Below are 21,449 nucleotides of genomic sequence, written 5' to 3'. Positions count from 1 at the left end.
TGAAGTCATGAGCTAGATAATTATTTTTTAATTGCTAAACAGTCTTGATTTTGTGAAGGAATAAGAATTAGCAAAGGAATAATCTTTTTAATAATACTCATAGAGGGAATTTGTTACTGGATAGTGCAAATTTGGTATATACTCAATTTTTAATTTACTCATAATCAAATTAATCCGATAATGTTGTTATCGGGGTGTCCCCAAGGTATATTATTTTGTGAAGTATGCCAGTCAAAAAAAATGATTCATACAAATGGTTTGCCATTAGAGTTACTTATGGTAGGGAAATTAAGCTAAAAGCATATTTGGATACCATAAAAACAGAGAGTTTCATACCTTTAAAACTGACCGAAACCATTAAGAATGGAAAAACCAAAAAAGAATTATTACCTGCTATCCATAATCTGATTTTCATTCATACCAACCGTTCGACCCTGGATATTTTAAAAAAGGAGCTGGAGAGAAGTCTCCCCATCCGGTATATGATTGATAAAGCAAGGAAAATGCCAATCATTGTTCCTGATGAGCAAATGAAACATTTTATTGCTATATCCAGTACCCAGAACGAACAAACACTCTATTTAACACATATTGCTCCGGTATTGAAAAATGGAACGCGGGTAAGAGTTACCAACGGCATTTTTAAAGGGGTAGAAGGCACCATCATTAGAATAAAGCGAGACAGGCGGATCATGGTTAATATCGATGGGGTGATTGCTGTAGTAAGCGCGCACATTCATCCGTCACTTTTAGAAAAGATAGATAATCTTTAACTGGATAATAACTTGTTTTTTAGTTGGATATCATCAAAAAGTGTAGAAAAATATGGAATTATGTATTTGTTGTTTTTTGCCATTTATCATTAGTCTGCTTTCATCGTGGTTTCTTATACCTCAAATCCGGTTTATAGCGTTTAAGAAAAAACTATTTGATATTATAGATGAAAGGAAAGTACACATAGGTATTGTCCCCCGACTGGGCGGTGTCGCTTTTTTTCCGACATTCATGCTTGTATCGTCATCATTCTTATATGTTTATATTATTTTCAGGAACACACTGGATATTTCTGTTGGTGTTGAATCCATAAAAGAATGGATATTAACATTATGTTGCACCATGATATTGTATCTGACCGGAATCGGAGACGATCTGGTAGGCCTGCGATACCGGCATAAGCTTCTTATACAGGCTTTTGTAGCTTCTGTTTTTGTAGCTTCCGGTTTATGGATAAACAATTTATATGGTATTTTCGGTATTTATGATATTTCATTATATTGCGGGATACCTCTTACTATATTTATTATAATTTTTATCCTTAATGCCATAAATCTCATTGATGGCATTGACGGTCTGGCTTCCGGATTGAGCATGATCGCTTTTCTTTTTTATGGTTGTATTTTTATGTATCTCCATTTATGGTTTTATTGCATACAGGCTTTTATTGCGTTTGGGATGCTGGTTCCGTTCTATTATTACAATGTTTTTGGAAATGTAAAAAAAGGACATAAGATTTTTATGGGAGACGGAGGTTCTCTTACTATAGCGATGTTACTTTCCGTGTTTACGATAAAATTATGCTACTTCGAGCCGGAAATGGTACAGATTCCTCATTCTATTGTAATAGCATTTTCCTTGCTTATCGTGCCTATGTTTGATGTAATAAGGGTGGTTATACACCGGGTGCGTTGCGGACGTAGTCCTTTCAAACCGGATAGGAACCATATCCATCACAAATTTCTGAATTTGGGTCTGTCCCATAAATCCACAATGATAGTAATATTGTCAATCGCAGTATTTTTTGGAGCAAGCAATGTTTTGTTAGTGCCGTATGTGAACATTAATATTTTGCTGATTCTCGATATTGTGTTGTGGACTGCCATGCATGTCTTGATAACAATGAAAATTCGTAAGAGACAATTAGCTGAAATAACTGAAACGAGGGATTTTTAGTATAAATTATATAGCGTGGGATATTAGGAGCCTGTCCAAATTTCAGTGAAAATTTTTCTTAAGGCTCTTTGGAATAAATCTTGGCTGATACAGAATAACCTACTTCAATACCAGTGATATTTATTAATAAGAATAATCAAACATTTATTAAGTATAGAATTTTATGAGATCTTTATTTGGATTTTTGCCCATTTGTATTTTATTCCTTTCATCCTGTAATTCATCTAAAAATATTGTATATTTTCAGGATATCCCTGTCGGACAAAATATTACAACTGTTAAATCTTCTGATATAGAAGTTATGCCGAGAGATTTGATTTCGATAGTCGTGTCGAGTAAGAATCCCGAGCTTGCCGCTCTTTTCAATTTGCCAAAAATTTCCTACCAGGCGGGAAGTACGATCCCAAGTGAAAATACGAACAATCAGATTTTGGGTTATACCGTCGATTCAGACGGTAATATCGATTTCCCGGTATTGGGGAGTATTCATGTGGCGGGGTTAAACAGGAAGCAATTGTCATCTATGATAAAAGAACGGTTGTTGAATGAGAATCTGATAAATGATCCGGTTGTAACAGTCGATTTCATGAATTTGAAAATATCTATGCTCGGAGAAGTGAAATCTCCCGGAAAATATAGTATAGACCGCGATCAGATAAATATCCTGGAAGCCATAAGTATGGCCGGCGACCTCACTATTTATGGCAAACGTGACAGGATTTTTGTCATGCGGGAGAAGGATGGAGGCCGTATTACATATAAGATGGATCTGCGTTCTTCAGAGATATTTTCTTCCCCGGCCTATTACCTTCAACAAAACGATATCGTATATGTAGAACCCAATAATGTGCGGGCTGGACAGTCTACTGTAAATGATAACAATGCAAAGTCTGTATCATTATGGATGTCGGTTGTATCCCTTGCAGCTACATTAAGTGTGTTGATATTCAAGTAAAGAGGAATCCTTGTTAAAAAAATATTACTAAAAATGAAAAAGAGTCCAGAAGAAGAATTCATCCGGATACAAGATTTATGGTACATGTCGGTCGCAAAATGGCATTGGTTTGCTATATCACTTGCCATTAGCCTGTTTGTTGCATTTATATATGTATCAATTACAGCTCCGATATATACCCGTTCCGCGTCAGTGTTAATTAAAGACAATTCTAAAGGAGGGATGTCGTCGGATGAAATAAGTACATTTTCTGATATGGGCTTATTTAAATCTAATACTAACATCCACAATGAAATACAAACATTAAAATCTCCATTGTTGATGCAAGAAGTTGTACAACGTCTGAAGTTGTATGAAAATTATAGTATTGATGGTTTCTTTAGAGAAAAAGTACTATACAAAAATGCGCCGGTTCGTGTTTCTGTTGATTCATTATCAGAGGCAATGCCTTTTTCTTGTTCAATAGAATTGCTGCCTCAAAATAAAATAAAAATTTCCAGGTTGATTTTCAACAGCGATGATTCCAAAGTATCTGAAATAATAGACGGCGCCTTGTCCGAACCGGTTAATACTCCATGGGGGAAAATTATTATTTCAGCAACTTCGGATTGTTCCGGAGATTTTTCAGGTAAGCAAATATTATATTCAAAAGGTAAGCTGTCTAATGTCGTAAATTACTATACCAAGGCCCTGAATGTTTTTTTAGCCGATGAAAAAGCTTCGATTGTTGACATTGTGATAAATGATGTTTCCATTCAGCGGGCAGAAGATATATTGAATACATTAATTACCGTGTACAACGAGAATTGGGTTAAGGACAAGAATCAGGTAGCGGTGAATACTTCTCTTTTTATTAATGAGAGATTGAATGTTATTGAAAATGAATTAGGCAATGTTGACGACAATATATCGGAATTTAAAAGCGAGAATTTAATGCCGGATATTCAGGCTGCTTCTAACTTGTATATGGCCCAATCAAATGAGAATAGTACTAAGATGCTAGCATTGAGTACTCAATATACTATTGCCGGCTATATTTTATCCTATCTCAAAGATTCTAATACAAAGGATAAGTTATTGCCTGCAAATATGGGAATTGAAAGCGCCGGTATAGAAAAGCAGATCGATGAATATAATACAATATTATTACGGTATAATACTATATTGGCAAATAGCAGCGACAAAAATCCTCTGGCGCAGGACTTAGCCCAATCTTTAAAAACCTTGCGTAATGGAGTAATAAATTCTGTCGAAAATTTGTCAGTATCGCTTAATACCCAAATAAAAGATATCCAAAAATCAGACAAAGAAACGACCAGTCGTATCGCATCAAGTCCAAAGCAAGCTAAACACCTTCTTTCTATAGAAAGGCAGCAGAAAGTAAAAGAAGCCCTTTACTTATTCTTATTACAGAAGCGGGAAGAAAATGAATTATCCCAGGCTTTTACTGCTTACAATACCAAACTGATAGTTCCCCCAGCGGGGAGCATGTTCCCGACAGTTCCCCGAAAAATGCCGATCTTATTGGCCACGGTTATCATAGGATTTCTGCTACCCGTTATTATCATATTTATCAAGGAGAATCTGAATACAACAGTTAGGGGACGAAAAGACTTGACATTCCTGTCCATTCCGTTTATTGGGGAAATTCCTCTGATAATGAACCGGAAGAACCGGTTGTTGTTGAAAAACAAGCCGCCGAAGAATAGGGATGACATTATTGTTCGCGAAGGAAAACAAGATTACATGAATGAAGCGTTCAGGGTTATACGTACTAATCTTGACTTTATATTGAGCACAAACGGGGAGAAGCATCAAAAGGTCATCATGTTTACATCTTTCAATATCGGTTCCGGAAAAACATTCACAATAATGAATCTGGCCATAAGCATGGCTATAAAAGGGAAAAAGGTTGTCGTTGTAGATCTTGATATGCGAAAAGCTTCATTAAGCACATATATAGGTTCTCCTCCGATAGGGGTATCCAACTATCTGGGCAATATGATAGATAATGTGGAATATATAATTAAAAAGGAATCTGTTCATCCGAATCTGGATATAGTGCCGGTGGGGACGATACCTCCAAATCCGGCAGAGCTTCTGCTAAGCAATAAATTCTCAGAACTATTGGACAGTTTGAAAGAGAAATATGATTATGTGTTTTTGGATTGCACCCCTGCTGAGATAGTCGCAGACGCTTCTATTGTCGGTAAAATTACTGATTTGACAATTTTTGTAGTTCGGTCAGGACTTATGGACCGGAGAATGCTTCCGGAGATAGGAATAATGTATGAAAGGAAACAATTCAATAATATGACCCTGCTCCTGAACGGAACACAATATAGGCAAGGGCGGTATGGGTATAACTATGGCTATGGAGGTAATTATAATAATCACTGACAGCATGCTGTCCATCTTGAGAAAAAGGCTCTTCTGTTAAAAATCTCCTATAGATGGAATTTTGCATACGAAAGATATTTATAACTGTATAGCCGAGTAGGATAACTCTCTAATAAAAATAAATATTGAAAAAATTGGTAATATGAGATATTCAAAAATCAGACTTTATATAAAAATGGAATGGTTATGGATACAGATTGGCATCCCACTTATGACATTATCTTTCCTGTAGCAGGTAACCACCATGACCTCAATGATATTGAAGATCGTTTAGATGAACTCTTTAGCACTTTAAGCAAGGCCAGAATTGCTGTTGATGGTTTATTTATTAATGCTGATGCTGGATTCGATTCAGCAGGGTTTAGAAATAAGCGCTTTGAACATGATGTAATAGCTAACACGGCTCTAAACCAAAGAAATGAAGATAAGAAAGAAGATGTATTATTTGATGAATTTCTTTATGAACAAAGATATGCTATTGAAAAAGCAAATGCCTAGATGGATTCATGCAGAACATTGCTTAACAGATTTGAACCCAAGGCATCAACATGGAAAGCCTTCAACTATCTGGCATTTATGAGTATATTATTGAACAAAATTAACAAAAACGAAAAGTCAAGATGACTTCGCTGCATAATTACTAATAATTCATAAAAACAATGGACAAAATAAAGATTGCCGTAATAGGCTTAGGTTATGTTGGACTTCCTTTGGCTCGTTTATTTTCAACCAAGTATGAAACCATAGGATTCGACATGAACCAGACTCGTGTGGATACCTTGATGAACGGACATGACGCTACACTCGAAGTCGAAGACAAATTGTTGCAAGAAGCGATAACTAATGGTTTTAAGTGTACCACTGATATAGAAGAAATACGAAATTGTAACTTCTATACTGTGGCTGTCCCAACGCCCGTAGATGAAAGCAATCGTCCGGATCTGAAGCCGCTTTGGAGGGCAAGTGAAACCGTTGGCAAAGTTATAGCCAAAGGAGACATCGTTGTTTATGAATCTACAGTTTATCCCGGAGTAACCGAAGAGGAGTGTTTGCCGGTAGTAGAGAAAGTGAGTGGCTTGAAATTTAATGAAGACTTCTTTGCCGGTTATTCTCCTGAGCGTATCAATCCTGGCGACAAGGAACATACTGTAGAGAAAATCAAGAAAGTAACCTCTGGCTCTACTCCTGAGATTGCGGACATAATAGATCGTGTTTACAACTCTGTACTCGTCAATGGAACCCATAAAGCCCCATCAATAAAAGTAGCGGAAGCTTCCAAAATTATAGAAAACTCACAACGTGACGTAAACATCGCATTTATGAATGAGTTGGCAAAAATTTTCAATGCAATGGGCATTGATACTCGAGATATCATCGATGCGGCTGCGAGTAAATGGAACTTCATCAAACTGAATCCCGGTTTGGTAGGAGGACATTGTATCAGTGTGGACCCATACTATCTGATTCAGAAAGCGCAAGTGTATGGAGTCCTGCCACGCATCATGTTTTCTGCCCGTCGTTTGAACGACGGTATGGGAGCATACGTCGCAAATCAGACGATCAAATATATGAATATGAAGGGTGTAATTGTAAAGGCCGCAAAAATCCTCATACTTGGCATAACATTCAAGGAAAATTGTCCGGATATTCGCAATACTAAAATCGTGGACATTTATAGTACTCTTGCTGAATATACCAATAATATAACTATTTATGACCCTTGGGCAAATACTGCGGCAGTCAAGCATGAGTACAACATCGATATTGTGAGTGAATTACCGACTGGAAAGTTCGATGCAATTATCCTTGGAGTAGCTCACAAACAGTTCCTTGAACTCAATGTCAAGAGTCTCGTTAAGAAGGATGGCGTTATTTATGATGTCAAGGGTTTATTGCCTCGCGATATTGTTGATGGACGTTTATAAATTGATAAAATAAAGATTTACAGCCATACAGATTGTGGGAATTTGTTGTACAACTATAAATAATTAAAGCATTTAAATGCCTGATGTATCAGAACTGAAAACCAAAGGTCTTAAGGGCAGTGTCTGGAACTTCCTTAGCATGATGATTAATCAATTGAGGAACTTCATTGTAACATTGATCTTAGCGAGATTGCTTACTCCGGTGGACTTTGGTCTTGTAAGTATGGCAATGGTATTAAATGCTATATTAGATACTTTAGCTGATTTTGGATTTAGCAATGCTATAATACGAAAAAATAAAGTTACTGATACCGAAACATCTACTGTATTTTGGATTAATATATTGATAGGTGGCTGTTGTACACTGCTTGTTTTCATTTGTGCACCTGTTTTTGCATGGTTTTATGATGTACCGCAGTTACGTAGTATCGTTGCCGTCACATCAATGTGCTTTCTTATCAGTTCGTTTGGAACATTACAGACTGCATTATTCCAACGTTCCTTAAATTTCCGTAAACCGTTTATTGCAAAACTGATTTCTGGAGTATCTTCAGGAATATTGGGTATTGTGTTGGCGATATTTGATTTTAATGTTTGGGCATTAGTTTATTCAAATCTTGCTGGATGGATTATTTATACCACATCTATATGGTTTATGTCTTCATGGCGTCCTAAATTTATTTTCAACCCGAAATCAGTGTCTGATATGTTCTCTTTTGGATGGAAAATGACATTATCTACATTGCTAAATAGAATTATACGCCAACTGGATACCCTTATTATAGGAAAACTTTATTCAGCTTCAACATTAGGATTATTCAATAGAGCCCAATCATTAAATAATCTTGTAATAGAATATTCATTCTCTTCAATAAGAAATGTACTACTTCCTTCTTTAAGTAAATTGCAAAATGATCTCAATGCCCTTAAATATAGTGTTTTGAAACTACTGCATGTAATATCTTTTTTGACTTTTCTATTTGCAGGTTTGATGTATGTATGCGCTGAAGATTTAATTCTCTTCCTTTACGGTAAACAATGGGAAGGCTCAATTGAAATATTTAAAATATTAGGATTATTTTCTATCTCATTATGTCTACCAATTGTATTTGATACCATACTTACAGTAGTAAATAGGATGACAATGTATCTTGGGCTAAGTGTTTTCCGGAATATCTTGGTTCTTTGTGCAATTCCGATTGGTTTATATTTCGGCTTTAAAGGATATATATGGGCAATATCCATTGCAGGGATTATTAAGATTATTCCTTCGGTGTTTACTACTCGATCCACTATCGGATTACCCATTAAAGATCAATTAAAATCTATACTTAGTTATGTTTTTCCGTTTGCCAGTATATTGATATTTTGGAAATATCTATGTTTTGACACGAATATATATATATTAAATCTCTTAATAAATGGTAGTTTATTTGCCATTCTATATATTACATTGAATTTCTTGGTAAAAAACGATGGGATTCGGATATGTAAGTCATTGATACTTGGATTTTTGAAAAGATTGTAATAAACATTGCAGATATTCATCAAAAAAAGGATACAATATGTCATCATTTATTTCTCGAATAATAAAAAAATGCAGTGAAACTCGATGGAAGTATAAAAGATACAAATCAAACGTACGCATAATTCGGGGAGGGGTAGCTGAAATAGACAACACTGCCATAGTTAAAAACTCTGATATTTTCGTAGACTCGTCTTCAAAATTAATTCTTAAAGAAAAGGTTAGGCTTGAAGGCGTCGAACTATTTCTTACAAATGGGGCAATTGTTGAAATTAATAAATACAGTTTTTTTGAATTAAATAGAAATTCAGTAAGGCCCCAATATATTATTAATGATGGCAGTTTAATTGTTGGTGACCATACTAAATTAGCTTGTCAAAGGGTATGGATCAGATATGGCGGAGTCTGTAAAATTGGGAACTATACTAATATAATTTAAGTTGCTATTTATAGATTGTAAATTTTATCAAAAGTATATCCCCAAATGAAAGCAATAAGTTTAATCAAGAACCCCTTTTGAGTGACGGCATGAATTTTCTTAGGCAAATACTTGGTAATATCACTAAAAGCTGTTTCAATCCGCTTTCTGTGAATAGATATCAGATATTCCATACACGGATTATGCGGCTTTGTGGAATTACTTTTCCTGGCAGCTTTCAGATAAATATTATTATCGGCCAGCATGTCTTCAAGCAAATAATCAGTGTAAGCGGAATCAGCCAGAAGTTGACTTCCATCAGGCAGGTTGACCGGCAATTGTTTTATACCGTCAATATCATGGATTCCGCCTGCTGTAAAGGTAAATTCTACGGGAATACCATCCGAAGTAACTATCATATGAACTTTAAAACCATAAAAATAAACACGTTTGGAAGCACATTTACCTCGGTATTGTTCCCCTTTGACAATCCTGGATCTACTTATGCGTATATTATGGCAGACCTCTACAGGAAAGCTATCGATGCTATAAGTTGTCTCAAGGCTCATACCCTTTATTGCCTGGCCTGTATAGAAAAAGAGTTGGCTAAGAAATTCTCCTATATTGTGCAACCTGCGGTTGAAGCGGCTTTTGCCAAGCATACGAGGCATCAATCCGGTAGAACGGACAAAACAGATGGATTTCTCTATATTGCCTGCAAAATACTGGGCGGCAATCAGAACTACCGTAATGATTTCCGCATCACTGGTCTTACGGCTCTCAGGCTCTTTGTGGTTCATCGATTTCAATATATCATCAAAAAATACGTATATTGCAATGGTTTTTGTAACCATGGTCAGTCCTTTTTTGTGTGTTAGCACCGCAAAGTTAAGGGATTGACCTTTTTTATTGGATAATTCTATAAATAGCAACTTGAATTAATATAAATGATGGTACAGAAATTAGAGTTGATGAATGCGTAAGTATTGGATCTTTTTGCCAAGTGTCTTATAATAATAGAATTTGGGATACCAATACACATTGCATTTACCCCTCTGATGTGAGAAGAAAAATGACAGTTGATTTTTTCCCCGCATTTGGAAAAGAAACTGAAAAGCCGGTAACCCGGCCGGTGAAAATTGGTGATGGATGTTGGTTAGGAGAAAAAGTATCAATATTAAAAGGGTGTATATTGGGTGAAGATGTAATAGTTGGTTTTAATACGACGCTTTCAAACAAGTGTATACCGTCCAAGAACTCGGTTGTTCAAGATTTGAATCTATCAATTAGGCAGTTATAATAATTGATCTATTTCAAACACTATATGTGAAATATTTATGCCCGGAAGTAATTATGGATAAGCCCAAAGTCTCAATTCTTATACCTTGTTATAACTCTGAAACTTATTTACAGGAAACACTTCAGAGTTGTATTACACAACAATATCCTAATATTGAGATAATTATTGTTGACGATGGATCAACTGACAAATCTGTTGAAATAGCTAAAGATTGGGTTCATAAATTCGATAATATTCAACTGTATTCACAACCAAATTCAGGTGTGTGCTGTGCTCGCAATCTTGCTTTTGAAAGATCTACCGGTGATTACATTGTTTATTTAGATTCTGATGATCTTATATCCTCGGACTTAATATCGTCTCAAATGGAATTATTAGAGGGGGCAAATGATAATGTGATTGCGACATGCTCATGGGGCCGTTTTTATACTTCCATTGATGATTTTAACATTGAAAAGAAATCTGTATATAAGGATTATGAATCTTCAATCGGTTTAATTGAAGACTTACTTAATGACGGAATGTTTGGATTAACATGTTATTTGACACCTCGTTCAATTATAGATAAAGCAGGTACATGGAATGAAACTTTAACAATTAATACAGACGGTGAATTTTTTATTCGAGTAATAGCTAATGCTGATAAAATTAAGTTTTCCAAACATGGTTGTCTATTCTATAGAAGCAACAATCCCAATTCTATATCGCGTCGCAAACCGATAGAAGCCAAAGGCGCATCGTTACTTTTTAGTTATGAATTAATTTTAGAATATCTAAAGAGCAGAAATTTGCTTACACCAATGGCTAAGGTTGGCTTGAAAAAATTGTTTCAGGCGGTAGCATATCAATATGTCATATATAATCACATTGTAGATAGAGCGAGAAAACAAGTAAAAGCTCTTGGTAATATAAAGGATAAACCTAATATTGGAGGATCTATTTTTAGAATTCTTTGTTACTTAATTGGGTTTTGGAATGTTTTATTCATAAAACATTTATTAAGTTGTAAGAAATGAAGGTATTATATATCGGTATCTATAATGATGGATCTACCTCGAAAATGAGAGCTGAGAAAATTCGAGGAATTCTTTTGGATTGGGAGATAGATGTGATAAATACGGATATTCCTAAACAGAAAATGTGTCGTCTGTGGCAATCTATCGGGTTCCGATATAAAAAGGGCCCCTTGATTGGCAAAGTTAATCAATATGTATTGGAGAATCTTGGAGGAAAACACTATGACTTGATATGGGTAGACAAAGCTATCTACCTGACTCGAAAGACTACGCAAGTGCTTCGCGAGCATGCTGATAAGTTGGTGCATTATACTCCCGATCCTGCTTTTACTTTCCATCGTTCCAGACTCTTCTACGATAGTATGCCATTATATGATTATATGGTAACAACAAAAAGTTTTGAGGTGAAGGATTTCATTCGTGTGATGGGAAGTAAAGATAAGGTGCTGTATGTTACTCAAGGATTCGACAAGAACCTGCATCGTCCTATAATGGAATGGGAACATAAAAAAGGGGTTGCATTTATCGGGCATTATGAAGATGAACGTTTGGAAGCCATCGAGGTTATGCTGCAAAATGGTATTGATGTGACATTAGCCGGCATCGGTTGGGAGAAGTTCGTGAAATCACATCCATCAGAACATCTGAATTATCTGGGTTCGGGAGTATTCGGTGATGACTATGTATGTGTTATCAGTAGCAGCCTCTATGCTTGGGGATCAATATCTAAGTGGATTCCGGAAAAGCATACTACCCGAACGTTTGAAATTCCAGCGTGCAAGACGGCTTTGCTTACAGAGAAAAACTCGGAGATTGAAGAATTCTATGCAGACGACGAGGTGATTTATTATGAAGGAATTACAGAACTCGTAGAAAAGGTGAAGTATTACAACGCTCACATGGATGAACTGAAAACACTCATGGAAAAAAGCTTTAAAAAGGTACAAACAGGCGGATTTGACTATGAATCGATAATGAGAAATCTACTGATAAATATGGCGGTTATAGTATGAAAAAAATTGCAATTGTCAGTCCGTCCGGAAAATTCTATGGAAGTGAGCAGGTCTTGTTTGATTTTCTTTCCGCAACCAGGCATCAATATATAGTCTATCTTTCCCACGGATTGTTTTATGATAAGATAAGGGGACAAAATAAACATTGCCCTCATTCGTATTCCTCTGTGAAGTTTTTATATATACGTTTAATGTTCATGCTCCTTTTCAATAAGTATGATGGTATATATATTAACGAAGGAGGACATATCAAGTATTTGAATCTTTTGGCCGACTTGTTCCCCCGCAAGCGTTTTTTTGTGCATATACGGCTTTTGGAAGATTGCCATGTGCATCGCTTAGGAAAAAGACGGAATAATATCTCGTACATATCTGTATCGGAATATATAACACATGAAGTAATGCAGAATACACATATACAGTGCAGAATTTTGTATGACATCTATCAACCCATATCCGGGTTTGATGAAATCAGGGATATGAAGCCGGAGACAATATGCCGTTTGGGAATTATTGGCCGGGTTACGACAACAAAAGGCTTGCATGATATATCACGATTTTGTGAATATTGCGAAAAGCATGTAACACCCTTTCAATTGGAATTTCATTTTTATGGTGACATTGACGGTCAAATATCCGGGGTTCGTTCTTTTATTGAAAGAACCAACTCATATAAACAGATAAAGTGCGTATTTCATGGTTTTGTCAAAGATAAAATCCAGATCTATCAATCAATAGATATTTTATTGCATTTCAATAAGGTAGAACCCCTTGGGCGTATTTTAATGGAAGCCCTCGATTTCGGAATCCCCTTCATCGGATTTCAATCTGGCGGGATTGGCGAACTGGCCCGGAATTTTAGTGTAGCGGAGTATATGATAACAGATCATAGCAATTGGGAAAATGCTTTTCAAAACCAAATCATAAACTTGATCACCAATAAAGAAAAGACAATTGAATGTTTTTATAATGCGAAGAAAAAAATGAAAGCATTATGCAGTCCGGCAACTTATACACAAAAGATAGAGGAGCTATTTAATGAATAAATTATTTGTAATACATTATTATCCGCTTGATTATTTTCCTCCTGTAATGAATCTGATAGAGGCATTGCAGGATAAAGTTAAATTGTCAGTGGTATCAATTCGAAAGTCAAATTCATTAGCAGACTATACTTTTGACAGAATTCGCATTTACCGACCTATCAAGGAAAACAAAAAAGATAGTTCCATAAAAGTACTGATAAAATATTGCTATTTTACCTTTTATACATTGTGGCGACTGTTTTGTGAAAAGCCTGCTGTAATACTCTATTATGAATCTATTTCGGCATTTGCACCTTATTTATATAAACGTTTTATTAATAGAAAAGTAAAACTATGTATCCATTATCATGAATACATGACACCGGAGGAGTATGATAGGCCGGGAATGAGATTATCGAAATTTAATCATAAATCTGAAATCTCTTATTTGTATAAGAATGCCTATTGGATTTCACAAACGAACCAGAACAGGAAAGATTTTTTCCTGAAAGATTATCCGTTTGTACCTCAAACGGTTTGTCATATCATGCCTAACTATCCACCGAAAGCTTGGCATGTACAAAAGAAAAAATATGTAGAGGACAGGGTCATCAAGTGTGTATATGTCGGATCTCTTTCATTGAAAGACACATTTATAAAGGATTTTTGCGAATGGGTGTCGAGGCAGCATGGGCAAGTAACTTTTGATATATATTCGTTTAACTTTCATGCAGATGTCAAGACTACAATAAGAGAGATTGATTCGCCATATATTTCATTTCATGAAAAAGGAATCACCTACTCAGATGTTCCAAAAGTTTTATGCAAATACGATGTAGGACTTCTGTTATATCGGGCTACAACTTTAAACGTTAGATATTGTGAAACCAATAAATTCTATGAATACCTGATAAACGGTTTAGAGGTGTGGTATCCTAAGGAGATGACCCTGTTGCATGAGATGGACAAAAGCGTGTTTGCGCCAGATATTGTTGAGTTAGATATTCAAAATAGTCGGTTTCCTAAAATTGATTTGTCTCCACGAACAATAGACAATTTCAATTACAATAGATTTAGTGAAAATGTTTATTCTGAATTTCTTAAATATATACATTAATTATGTTTAGTAAGTATCCAATTCTGGCGTCTTGTGCTACTAATGTAAAAGAAGGATCTTTGCTATTGAAATATATGTATAGTTCTAGAGAATTTGGACATCTGTTCGTTCGTTAAAGAGCGGAAGCAGTTCTCCGGGGAGAGTCGATATAGTCATTCTGTTCAAAAAACAACGTCCCTTATAATCTGTTTGAGAAATCTATTTGCCGGATGTATGGTACTCATCTCTGGAGTTCTTCAAGAAGTTCTTCCGAAAAATAGTGATGGAACGTCGAGATTATGGAAATCTCCTCCCGATGACCATCGGAATTAAACCTGATAAAATTTAAAAATCAAGTCTATTTTAATGTTTTTTGTATGGAAGAGGCTGAAAATAGCTTTCTGAAACACTATACGTAAAAATTGGACGCTAACACAATATAGCGGATATGGCTAAGATACATTCGTTAGATATAGTAAGACGTAGGTTCTTATATTATCAGTTCTTTTTTATAGTTCTTGCTTTTACATTTTTCTATGCATTTAATTTAAATGGATCAGCAATTTTTTTGCTTTTCCTATCATGTTGGAATTGTGTATCATATGCATATTTATTTTATAAAGAGATAAAATTAGCTCCTTATTTTCATCCATTCATAATTTTCCCTTTAGTTGTCATACAATACATAGGGTTTAATGGTATTAATTTGTATTTCAATATGGTAGAAAAAATACCCATATTCTTTGGTATCTATGAGATAAGTCCTTATATAACACAAGGTGCATTATTTTTATCGCTTGAACATTTTCTTATCTTTCTGGGGTATTTTTATTACGATAGAATAAAAATGAAATATTCAGAAGATTATGAAACTGATTACACGAATATCTCTTCTCAAGAGGTGCCTTACATGAAATGGGCTGTTATCATTTATATTATTGTTTGGTTAACTCGAATATTATATGGCATTTTGCCGTTATCTTCAATTTCGTCTATATTCTCATTAGTTTACACACAAGGGCAATTAGTTCCACTTACATTATTGGTATTCTTAATGTTGAAGAATGATACAAATCGTAATGTTAAAAGATTGTTTTGGCTGATAACTGTCATCGAAATAGTATGCGTACTTGGCTATGGAATGAAAGAAAGTATATTGCACAATATTTTACCTTACATTATATATTTGATTGCAGGATATAAAAGTGGGAAAATACCTCTTGATACTAAATTACTCACAAAACTTGGATTATTATTCGTCTTTATTGTTTTTATCGTTTTTCCATACATAAATATTTTTAGAGAAATTGCAGACAGAAAACATATTTCCTGGAATGAAGTCACTGTAGAGGAGACTATTTTCGAATATATAGATTATGTGACCGGTAAAGGTCTATATAGTAATGAAAACCAAACTACAGATAAAGGTCTGGAATATGCGTTGAGTAGAGCAGGTTCTATTGTATGTAATGCATGGTCTATTCACTATGCTCAAGAAAATGGATTACAGCCCCAATATTTTTATTACTGTGCTACAGCTATAGTTCCAAGAGTATTATGGCCTAATAAGCCACCTGTAGCAATAGGTGGTATGATGTATAAACTGGCTACAGGCCACAATGACTGGGAAATATCCGGAGCAAAATCTCATGTTGCGGTTACCATAGGGTTTATTGGGGGATGCTATTTTTCATTCGGCATAATTGGGACTTTGATTTTTCCATTTATTGCAGGACTTTTTGTTTGCTGGTTTTGGCATTTCTTGCGACCACGAGTTCCTTTCGATCCAATAGCGATATGGGCTTTCTATACAATCATAAAAACGATTTTTAAAGACTTTGAAAATTTCACCGATGGCGGCTTCGTTTTCTTTATATGGAGTCTTGTGTATGTATTTTTAATTAAATATATCTCACCGTTCAATAAATACAAAAAATATTTATAATGGCAAATAGGAACATTCAATTAGACATTATTCGATGTATCGCTCTATTCCTTATCATCTTATGTCATACTCAAATAGGACTTGAAAATGTATCGCCTGGTATTGTCAAGCTTAAATGGTTTGTAGGAAAGTGCGGTGTTCCCTTATTTTTCATCATATCAGGATATTTGAATTTACCTATGAAATATGGAGATATGGAGTTTATCTCAAAAAGATTTAAACGAGTTTTTATACCTTTCTTATTTTGGTGTATTATATATCGTGTTTTATCGGCTATTTTTGAAAATGGAGCATTAATAAGGCCTAATTCGGAAGATCTATTTTTAATCGCTACAAGTGCTCATTTGTGGTATATTTATGCAATATTAGCCTTGTATATGATAACTCCCATTATTTCGGAGTATTTTCATAAATGCTCTCAGAAAATGTTTCAATTTTATCTGATTGTATGGTTAGCAAGTACAACTTTTACTTATTACTATCATTTAACAGGCCATACCTTTTTTGATCATAACATCACTTATATCACATATTATATAGGCGGGTATCTTGGTTACTATATTCTTGGTTACTACATTAAACGATTTAATCCAATATGGATATTTGGAAATTGGAATTTAAAAAATTGCCTGATATTAGGAAGTATATTCTTGATAGGCATTATTTTTATATATGCCGGATACTTCCATCTTAATATGACTACTGTGGAAATTAGTTCTTATGTGACTATAGTACCGGTACTATTTTCAATTTTGGCATTTTCGATATTATGGAAGATTAGAGTGACAAATGATTATATAATGAAAGTAATTAATTCTCTCTCTAAATATTCTTTTGGAATATATCTGATTCATGAAGCTGTGATATATTATATTTTCCCATTGTTTTTTAGGGATGTGTGTGGCCTGGAGTTGAATGGTATAGTTGTGTTACTGATAAATTTATTAGTTGTTTCCCTTAATATTGTTATTTCTTACTTTATTGTAAGATTGGTGAACTTATTACCAAAATCAAAGTTTATTTTTGGATAAATGATTTCAATTTTTTTTCGTTGGAAACGGATTGGTATTAATAGTATTGAGACCGTATTTGAAATAATAGACAGGCGATTACTATCGCATCGTAATGTAAGTCTTCCATATGAGGGAGCATCTCCTGTCTGTCTCTTTAAAAACATTATATATGCTTATAAGCATCGTACGGAGGTGAATCATATCACAGGAGATACTCATTATATAGCAATAGGATTAGGACGAAATACAATTTTGACAATACATGATGTACAGTCTGCTTTACGGATAACTAACCCACTGAAGCGATTTTATATCAAGTTATTGTGGTTTTATCTTCCTGCATTGATTGTGAAGAAAATTACAGTTATATCCGATTTTACTCGTAAAGAACTGGAACAGACTATCCCTTTTGCCAAACATAAGATTGTGGTGATTCATGATCCTTTTTGTTCAGATATTCAATATTCAGCAAGTAAAGCGATAGGTCTGCAACCAACCATACTGCACTTGGGGACAAAGGTGAATAAAAATCTTGAACGTGTAATAAAAGCAGTTGAAGGGTTGACGTGTAAATTAGTAGTCCTTGGTAAAATGACTTATAATCAACATGGGTTGATGAAGGCTTCTAAAATTTGTTATGAGAACTATTACGATTTACCATACAGTAGAGTTCTTGAACTCTATCGTAATTGTGATGTAGTAAGTTTTCCGTCCACATATGAAGGATTCGGCTTGCCCATATTGGAAGCGAATGCCGTAGGTAGACCTATATTGGCTGGAGATATTGAAGTTCTTCACGAAGTAGCCGGAGACGCAGTTTATTTCGTTGATCCAACTGATACCAATGCCATTAAGCAAGGACTTGTAGAGTTGCTGGGTAACTCGGAACTGAGATTAGAACTAATTTCAAAAGGGTTACAAAATGTGAAACGATTTGCTCCCGAAATTATTGCTGCAAAGTATAATGATTTATATAATAGCATATTAGGGAAAAAGTGATTTGTAAGATAATGAATAAGCAAAAAATTCTCATTTTTATTGATTGGTTTGCTCCCGGATTCAAAGCAGGAGGCCCTACCACATCCAATATGAACATTATAGAGCATTTAAAGGATAAGTTTGATTTCTATGTGGTTACGACCGATACAGACTATCACGAATCCAAACCTTATCAAAATATTTTATCTGACAGGTGGACGAAACAAAATGGATTTTCCGTCTATTATTTCAGCCACAGAAATTTATCATTTAAGACACTAAAAAGAGCAGTGGAAGAATCGGGTTGCGGTACTTGGTATATTAATGGAATCTATTCTAAATATTTCTCTGTCTTTCCCTTAATTTTAGCAAAAATAACGCATCCCAAATGTGTAATAGTATCAGCAAGAGGAATGCTTTCTCCTCATGCATTGGCTATCAAATCAACAGCAAAAAAGGGCTATCTGATTGTTGCTAAAAGTTTGGGGTTATTTAATAAAGTTAAATTTCATGCCACAAACGATGAAGAAGCAAATTATATCAAACAGGTTTTAGGCGCAAAAAGAAAAATTCAGTCAGTTGAAAATCTGCCTCGAAAAGTGAATCTTAATTTCTTTGCTACAAAGAAAGATAATGCAGAAGTGAAATTGGTCAGTTTTGCTCGTATTTCTTCAGAAAAGAATACTTTGTATGCTATTGAATGTTTGAGGTACTGCAAAGAACGAGTGGTGTATCATATTTACGGACAAATAAATTCTCCGTCTTATTGGGACGAATGCGAACAAGTTATAAAAGACTTACCTGATAATGTAACAGTGGAGTACAAAGGGACGGTATCCCCACAAGAAATGCCGAATATATATAAGGGTTATCACTTCTTATTTTTACCTTCAACAGGGGAAAATTTCGGTCATGCCATATTGGAAAGTTTAATGAATAGCTCTCCTGTGATAATTAGTGATAAGACACCTTGGAGATATTTAAGGGAGAAAAATATAGGTTGGGATTTGCCGCTGGACAATAAACAATTGTTTTATTCAACTATCGATGAATGTGCGAAACTGTCATCGAAGCAATACGAAAGCATGGCAGGTAGAGCCTATCAATATGCAAAAGAGGTCAGAGAGAATCCTCTTGTCGAGCAAAATTACATTAATTTGTTTACCAAATGATAAAAACAGATTTATCCCGCTATGATAATTCATGGTACGAAACAAGAGGCAGTAGCATGAAGAGAATCATATGGTACTTTATCAATGTACTGTTTATTCTCAATCCATTTAATCCATCTTCAGGAATTAAAGTACGCCTGCTACGTCTTTTCGGTGCTAAAATAGGGAAAAAAGTTGTAATAAAACCCAGAGTCAATATCAAATATCCGTGGAATTTATCAATAGGCGATTATTCCTGGATTGGCGAAAATGTATGGATAGATAATCTCACTCAAGTTACTATTGGGTCGAATGTTTGTATAAGCCAGGGGGCTATGTTGTTGTGCGGAAACCATAATTACAAATCTGCTGCATTTGATTTGATGACAGGCAAAATAAAGATAGAAGACGGTGTTTGGATTTGTGCGCAATCGGTAGTTTGCCCTAGAGTTACAATGCATTCACACTCAGTTTTAGGTATAAATTCTGTAGCCAACCACGACTTAGAAGGCTATGGTATCTATTTGGGGATACCCGCCGTAAAAATCAGGGACAGAATAATAGAATAATATATAATTGAATCATTTGCAATATCATTACTTAATTACCTATAAGGTGAAAATCTCAATCATAACAGCTACTTACAATAGTGCAACAACAGTGCGGTGCACAATTGAAAGCGTCTTGTGCCAAACCTACAAGAAAATTGAATATATTGTTGTTGACGGGGCATCAACGGACAGTACAATGAGTATCATTAAAGAATATGAACCTCAGTTTGCAGGCAGAATGCGCTGGATAAGCGAATGCGATAACGGCATATATGATGCCATGAACAAAGGGATAGCGATGGCTACGGGTGATGTAATAGGTATTCTTAATAGTGATGATTTCTACACATCTGATACAATCCTAGAAACTCTGGTTAAAGAACTCTGGTTATCGGGTGCTGACGCAGTGTATGGAGACATTCATTATGTGAAGCATAATAATCTGGGTAAGTGCGTCCGCTACTACTCATCAGCAAACTTCCGGAGATGGAAAATGCGGATGGGGTGGATGCCTGCTCATCCGTCATTCTATTGCCGAAAGTCGGTGTATGATAAATATGGTGCTTTTGACTGTGCTTTTAAAATCGGTGCAGACTTTGAAAATCTCCTGCGGCTGATTTTTGTAAATAGAATACGAATAAAATATGTGCCGGTAGATTGTGTGACAATGCGTACCGGAGGGGCCTCCACATTAGGTATATCAAGTCACAGGCAGATATTCCGGGATCATATGCTGGCGTACAAAAAGAATGATGTGTATTCAAATCAAATATTAGAAAGTCTACGATATATAGAAAAAGTTTTATGGATGTTATTTAATAAATTAAAGGGATATCTTTAAAAGGTTTCCTATTTGGATGATTATGAGAGCCGGATTTTCATAATCCTATCTGTCGCATTTTACAGAAATTTACCCTGCAACCCCTATTTACACAAGCTTCTGCTCTAAATTTATATATGTCCTTTCCTTTCTGAACAACTTTTCCCACATTCCCATATCTATCTGCTTAATTATTCTGCAATCATATCTCTTTTATCACTTCAAAGACAGATCTGCTACAAAACGGTATTCTTTTCTTCTTCTTTTTCGAGGCACTCACTTCAATAATTTTATCTGTTATACTCTGAAAGTCTTCTCTATTTATATCGTATTTAGTTGATTGTTAAAGTTTTGTGATTTTATTCCGA

General features: G+C 35.0%; 20 protein-coding genes. 19 read left to right on the top strand and 1 reads right to left on the bottom strand.

All coding sequences use genetic code 11. From position 1 onward, the window contains the following. Positions 1-224: 224 nt before the first annotated feature. From ACYQ3L_RS19070 to ACYQ3L_RS19035, 8 genes are all read left to right on the top strand, one after another. Positions 225-773 (top strand): UpxY family transcription antiterminator, encoded by a 549-nt coding sequence (locus ACYQ3L_RS19070; protein WP_379993696.1) that lies wholly within the window; start codon positions 225-227, stop codon positions 771-773. Between the two features lie 52 nt (positions 774-825). Then, positions 826-1,950 carry an MraY family glycosyltransferase gene (locus ACYQ3L_RS19065; RefSeq protein WP_379993694.1) on the top strand — a complete coding sequence of 375 codons (1,125 nt, stop codon included), beginning with the start codon at positions 826-828 and terminating at the stop codon, positions 1,948-1,950. A 163-nt stretch (positions 1,951-2,113) separates the two neighbouring features. Then, complete coding sequence (locus tag ACYQ3L_RS19060) at positions 2,114-2,905, top strand: polysaccharide biosynthesis/export family protein (RefSeq protein ID WP_379993693.1); 792 nt, start codon at positions 2,114-2,116, stop codon at positions 2,903-2,905. A 33-nt stretch (positions 2,906-2,938) separates the two neighbouring features. Next, on the top strand, positions 2,939-5,305 hold the full coding sequence (locus tag ACYQ3L_RS19055; RefSeq protein ID WP_379993692.1) for a GumC family protein: 2,367 nt from the start codon (positions 2,939-2,941) through the stop codon (positions 5,303-5,305). 186 nt (positions 5,306-5,491) lie between these two features. Continuing rightward, positions 5,492-5,803, top strand: a complete 312-nt coding sequence (locus ACYQ3L_RS19050; RefSeq protein ID WP_379993691.1) for a hypothetical protein — start codon at positions 5,492-5,494, stop codon at positions 5,801-5,803. A 161-nt stretch (positions 5,804-5,964) separates the two neighbouring features. Continuing rightward, positions 5,965-7,230 carry a nucleotide sugar dehydrogenase gene (locus tag ACYQ3L_RS19045; RefSeq protein WP_379993690.1) on the top strand — a complete coding sequence of 422 codons (1,266 nt, stop codon included), beginning with the start codon at positions 5,965-5,967 and terminating at the stop codon, positions 7,228-7,230. A gap of 76 nt (positions 7,231-7,306) precedes the next feature. Then, on the top strand, positions 7,307-8,758 hold the full coding sequence (locus ACYQ3L_RS19040) for a lipopolysaccharide biosynthesis protein (RefSeq protein WP_379993689.1): 1,452 nt from the start codon (positions 7,307-7,309) through the stop codon (positions 8,756-8,758). Between the two features lie 37 nt (positions 8,759-8,795). Beyond that, positions 8,796-9,194, top strand: a complete 399-nt coding sequence (locus ACYQ3L_RS19035) for a hypothetical protein (protein WP_379993688.1) — start codon at positions 8,796-8,798, stop codon at positions 9,192-9,194. Positions 9,195-9,202: 8 nt separating this feature from the next. On the opposite strand, the gene ACYQ3L_RS19030 is transcribed toward ACYQ3L_RS19035, so the two are convergent. Next, complete coding sequence (locus ACYQ3L_RS19030) at positions 9,203-10,027, bottom strand: IS982 family transposase (RefSeq protein WP_459952367.1); 825 nt, start codon at positions 10,025-10,027, stop codon at positions 9,203-9,205. 218 nt (positions 10,028-10,245) lie between these two features. Here ACYQ3L_RS19030 and ACYQ3L_RS19025 point away from each other — a divergent pair, with 218 nt between their 5' ends. From ACYQ3L_RS19025 to ACYQ3L_RS18975, 11 genes are all read left to right on the top strand, one after another. Continuing rightward, complete coding sequence (locus ACYQ3L_RS19025; RefSeq protein ID WP_379996715.1) at positions 10,246-10,473, top strand: LbetaH domain-containing protein; 228 nt, start codon at positions 10,246-10,248, stop codon at positions 10,471-10,473. 53 nt (positions 10,474-10,526) lie between these two features. Then, entirely contained in the window at positions 10,527-11,489 is a 963-nt protein-coding gene (locus ACYQ3L_RS19020; protein WP_459952452.1) for a glycosyltransferase family 2 protein, read from the top strand. Beyond that, complete coding sequence (locus ACYQ3L_RS19015) at positions 11,486-12,502, top strand: CgeB family protein (protein WP_379996709.1); 1,017 nt, start codon at positions 11,486-11,488, stop codon at positions 12,500-12,502. The genes ACYQ3L_RS19020 and ACYQ3L_RS19015 overlap by 4 nt, the downstream gene beginning before the upstream one ends. Next, positions 12,499-13,548: a glycosyltransferase gene (locus ACYQ3L_RS19010; protein WP_379996707.1), complete on the top strand. Its 1,050-nt coding sequence runs from the start codon at positions 12,499-12,501 to the stop codon at positions 13,546-13,548. Before ACYQ3L_RS19015 ends, ACYQ3L_RS19010 begins: the two co-directional genes overlap by 4 nt. Beyond that, on the top strand, positions 13,541-14,644 hold the full coding sequence (locus ACYQ3L_RS19005; protein ID WP_379996705.1) for a glycosyltransferase family protein: 1,104 nt from the start codon (positions 13,541-13,543) through the stop codon (positions 14,642-14,644). Before ACYQ3L_RS19010 ends, ACYQ3L_RS19005 begins: the two co-directional genes overlap by 8 nt. 697 nt (positions 14,645-15,341) lie before the next feature. Then, on the top strand, positions 15,342-16,568 hold the full coding sequence (locus ACYQ3L_RS19000; protein WP_379996703.1) for a hypothetical protein: 1,227 nt from the start codon (positions 15,342-15,344) through the stop codon (positions 16,566-16,568). After that, complete coding sequence (locus ACYQ3L_RS18995; protein ID WP_379996701.1) at positions 16,568-17,599, top strand: acyltransferase; 1,032 nt, start codon at positions 16,568-16,570, stop codon at positions 17,597-17,599. The genes ACYQ3L_RS19000 and ACYQ3L_RS18995 overlap by 1 nt, the downstream gene beginning before the upstream one ends. After that, entirely contained in the window at positions 17,600-18,580 is a 981-nt protein-coding gene (locus ACYQ3L_RS18990) for a glycosyltransferase family 4 protein (protein WP_379996699.1), read from the top strand. 11 nt (positions 18,581-18,591) lie between these two features. Further along, positions 18,592-19,731 (top strand): glycosyltransferase family 4 protein, encoded by a 1,140-nt coding sequence (locus ACYQ3L_RS18985; RefSeq protein ID WP_379996697.1) that lies wholly within the window; start codon positions 18,592-18,594, stop codon positions 19,729-19,731. Continuing rightward, entirely contained in the window at positions 19,728-20,279 is a 552-nt protein-coding gene (locus ACYQ3L_RS18980; protein WP_379996695.1) for a WcaF family extracellular polysaccharide biosynthesis acetyltransferase, read from the top strand. The genes ACYQ3L_RS18985 and ACYQ3L_RS18980 overlap by 4 nt, the downstream gene beginning before the upstream one ends. A 46-nt stretch (positions 20,280-20,325) precedes the next feature. Continuing rightward, positions 20,326-21,102: a glycosyltransferase family 2 protein gene (locus ACYQ3L_RS18975; protein WP_379996693.1), complete on the top strand. Its 777-nt coding sequence runs from the start codon at positions 20,326-20,328 to the stop codon at positions 21,100-21,102. Positions 21,103-21,449 lie beyond the last annotated feature (347 nt).

It is taken from the genome of Dysgonomonas termitidis, from assembly GCF_054657735.1.
The sequence above is the reverse complement of the archived record's forward strand: the minus strand, read 5'-3'. Positions and strand labels throughout refer to the sequence as shown.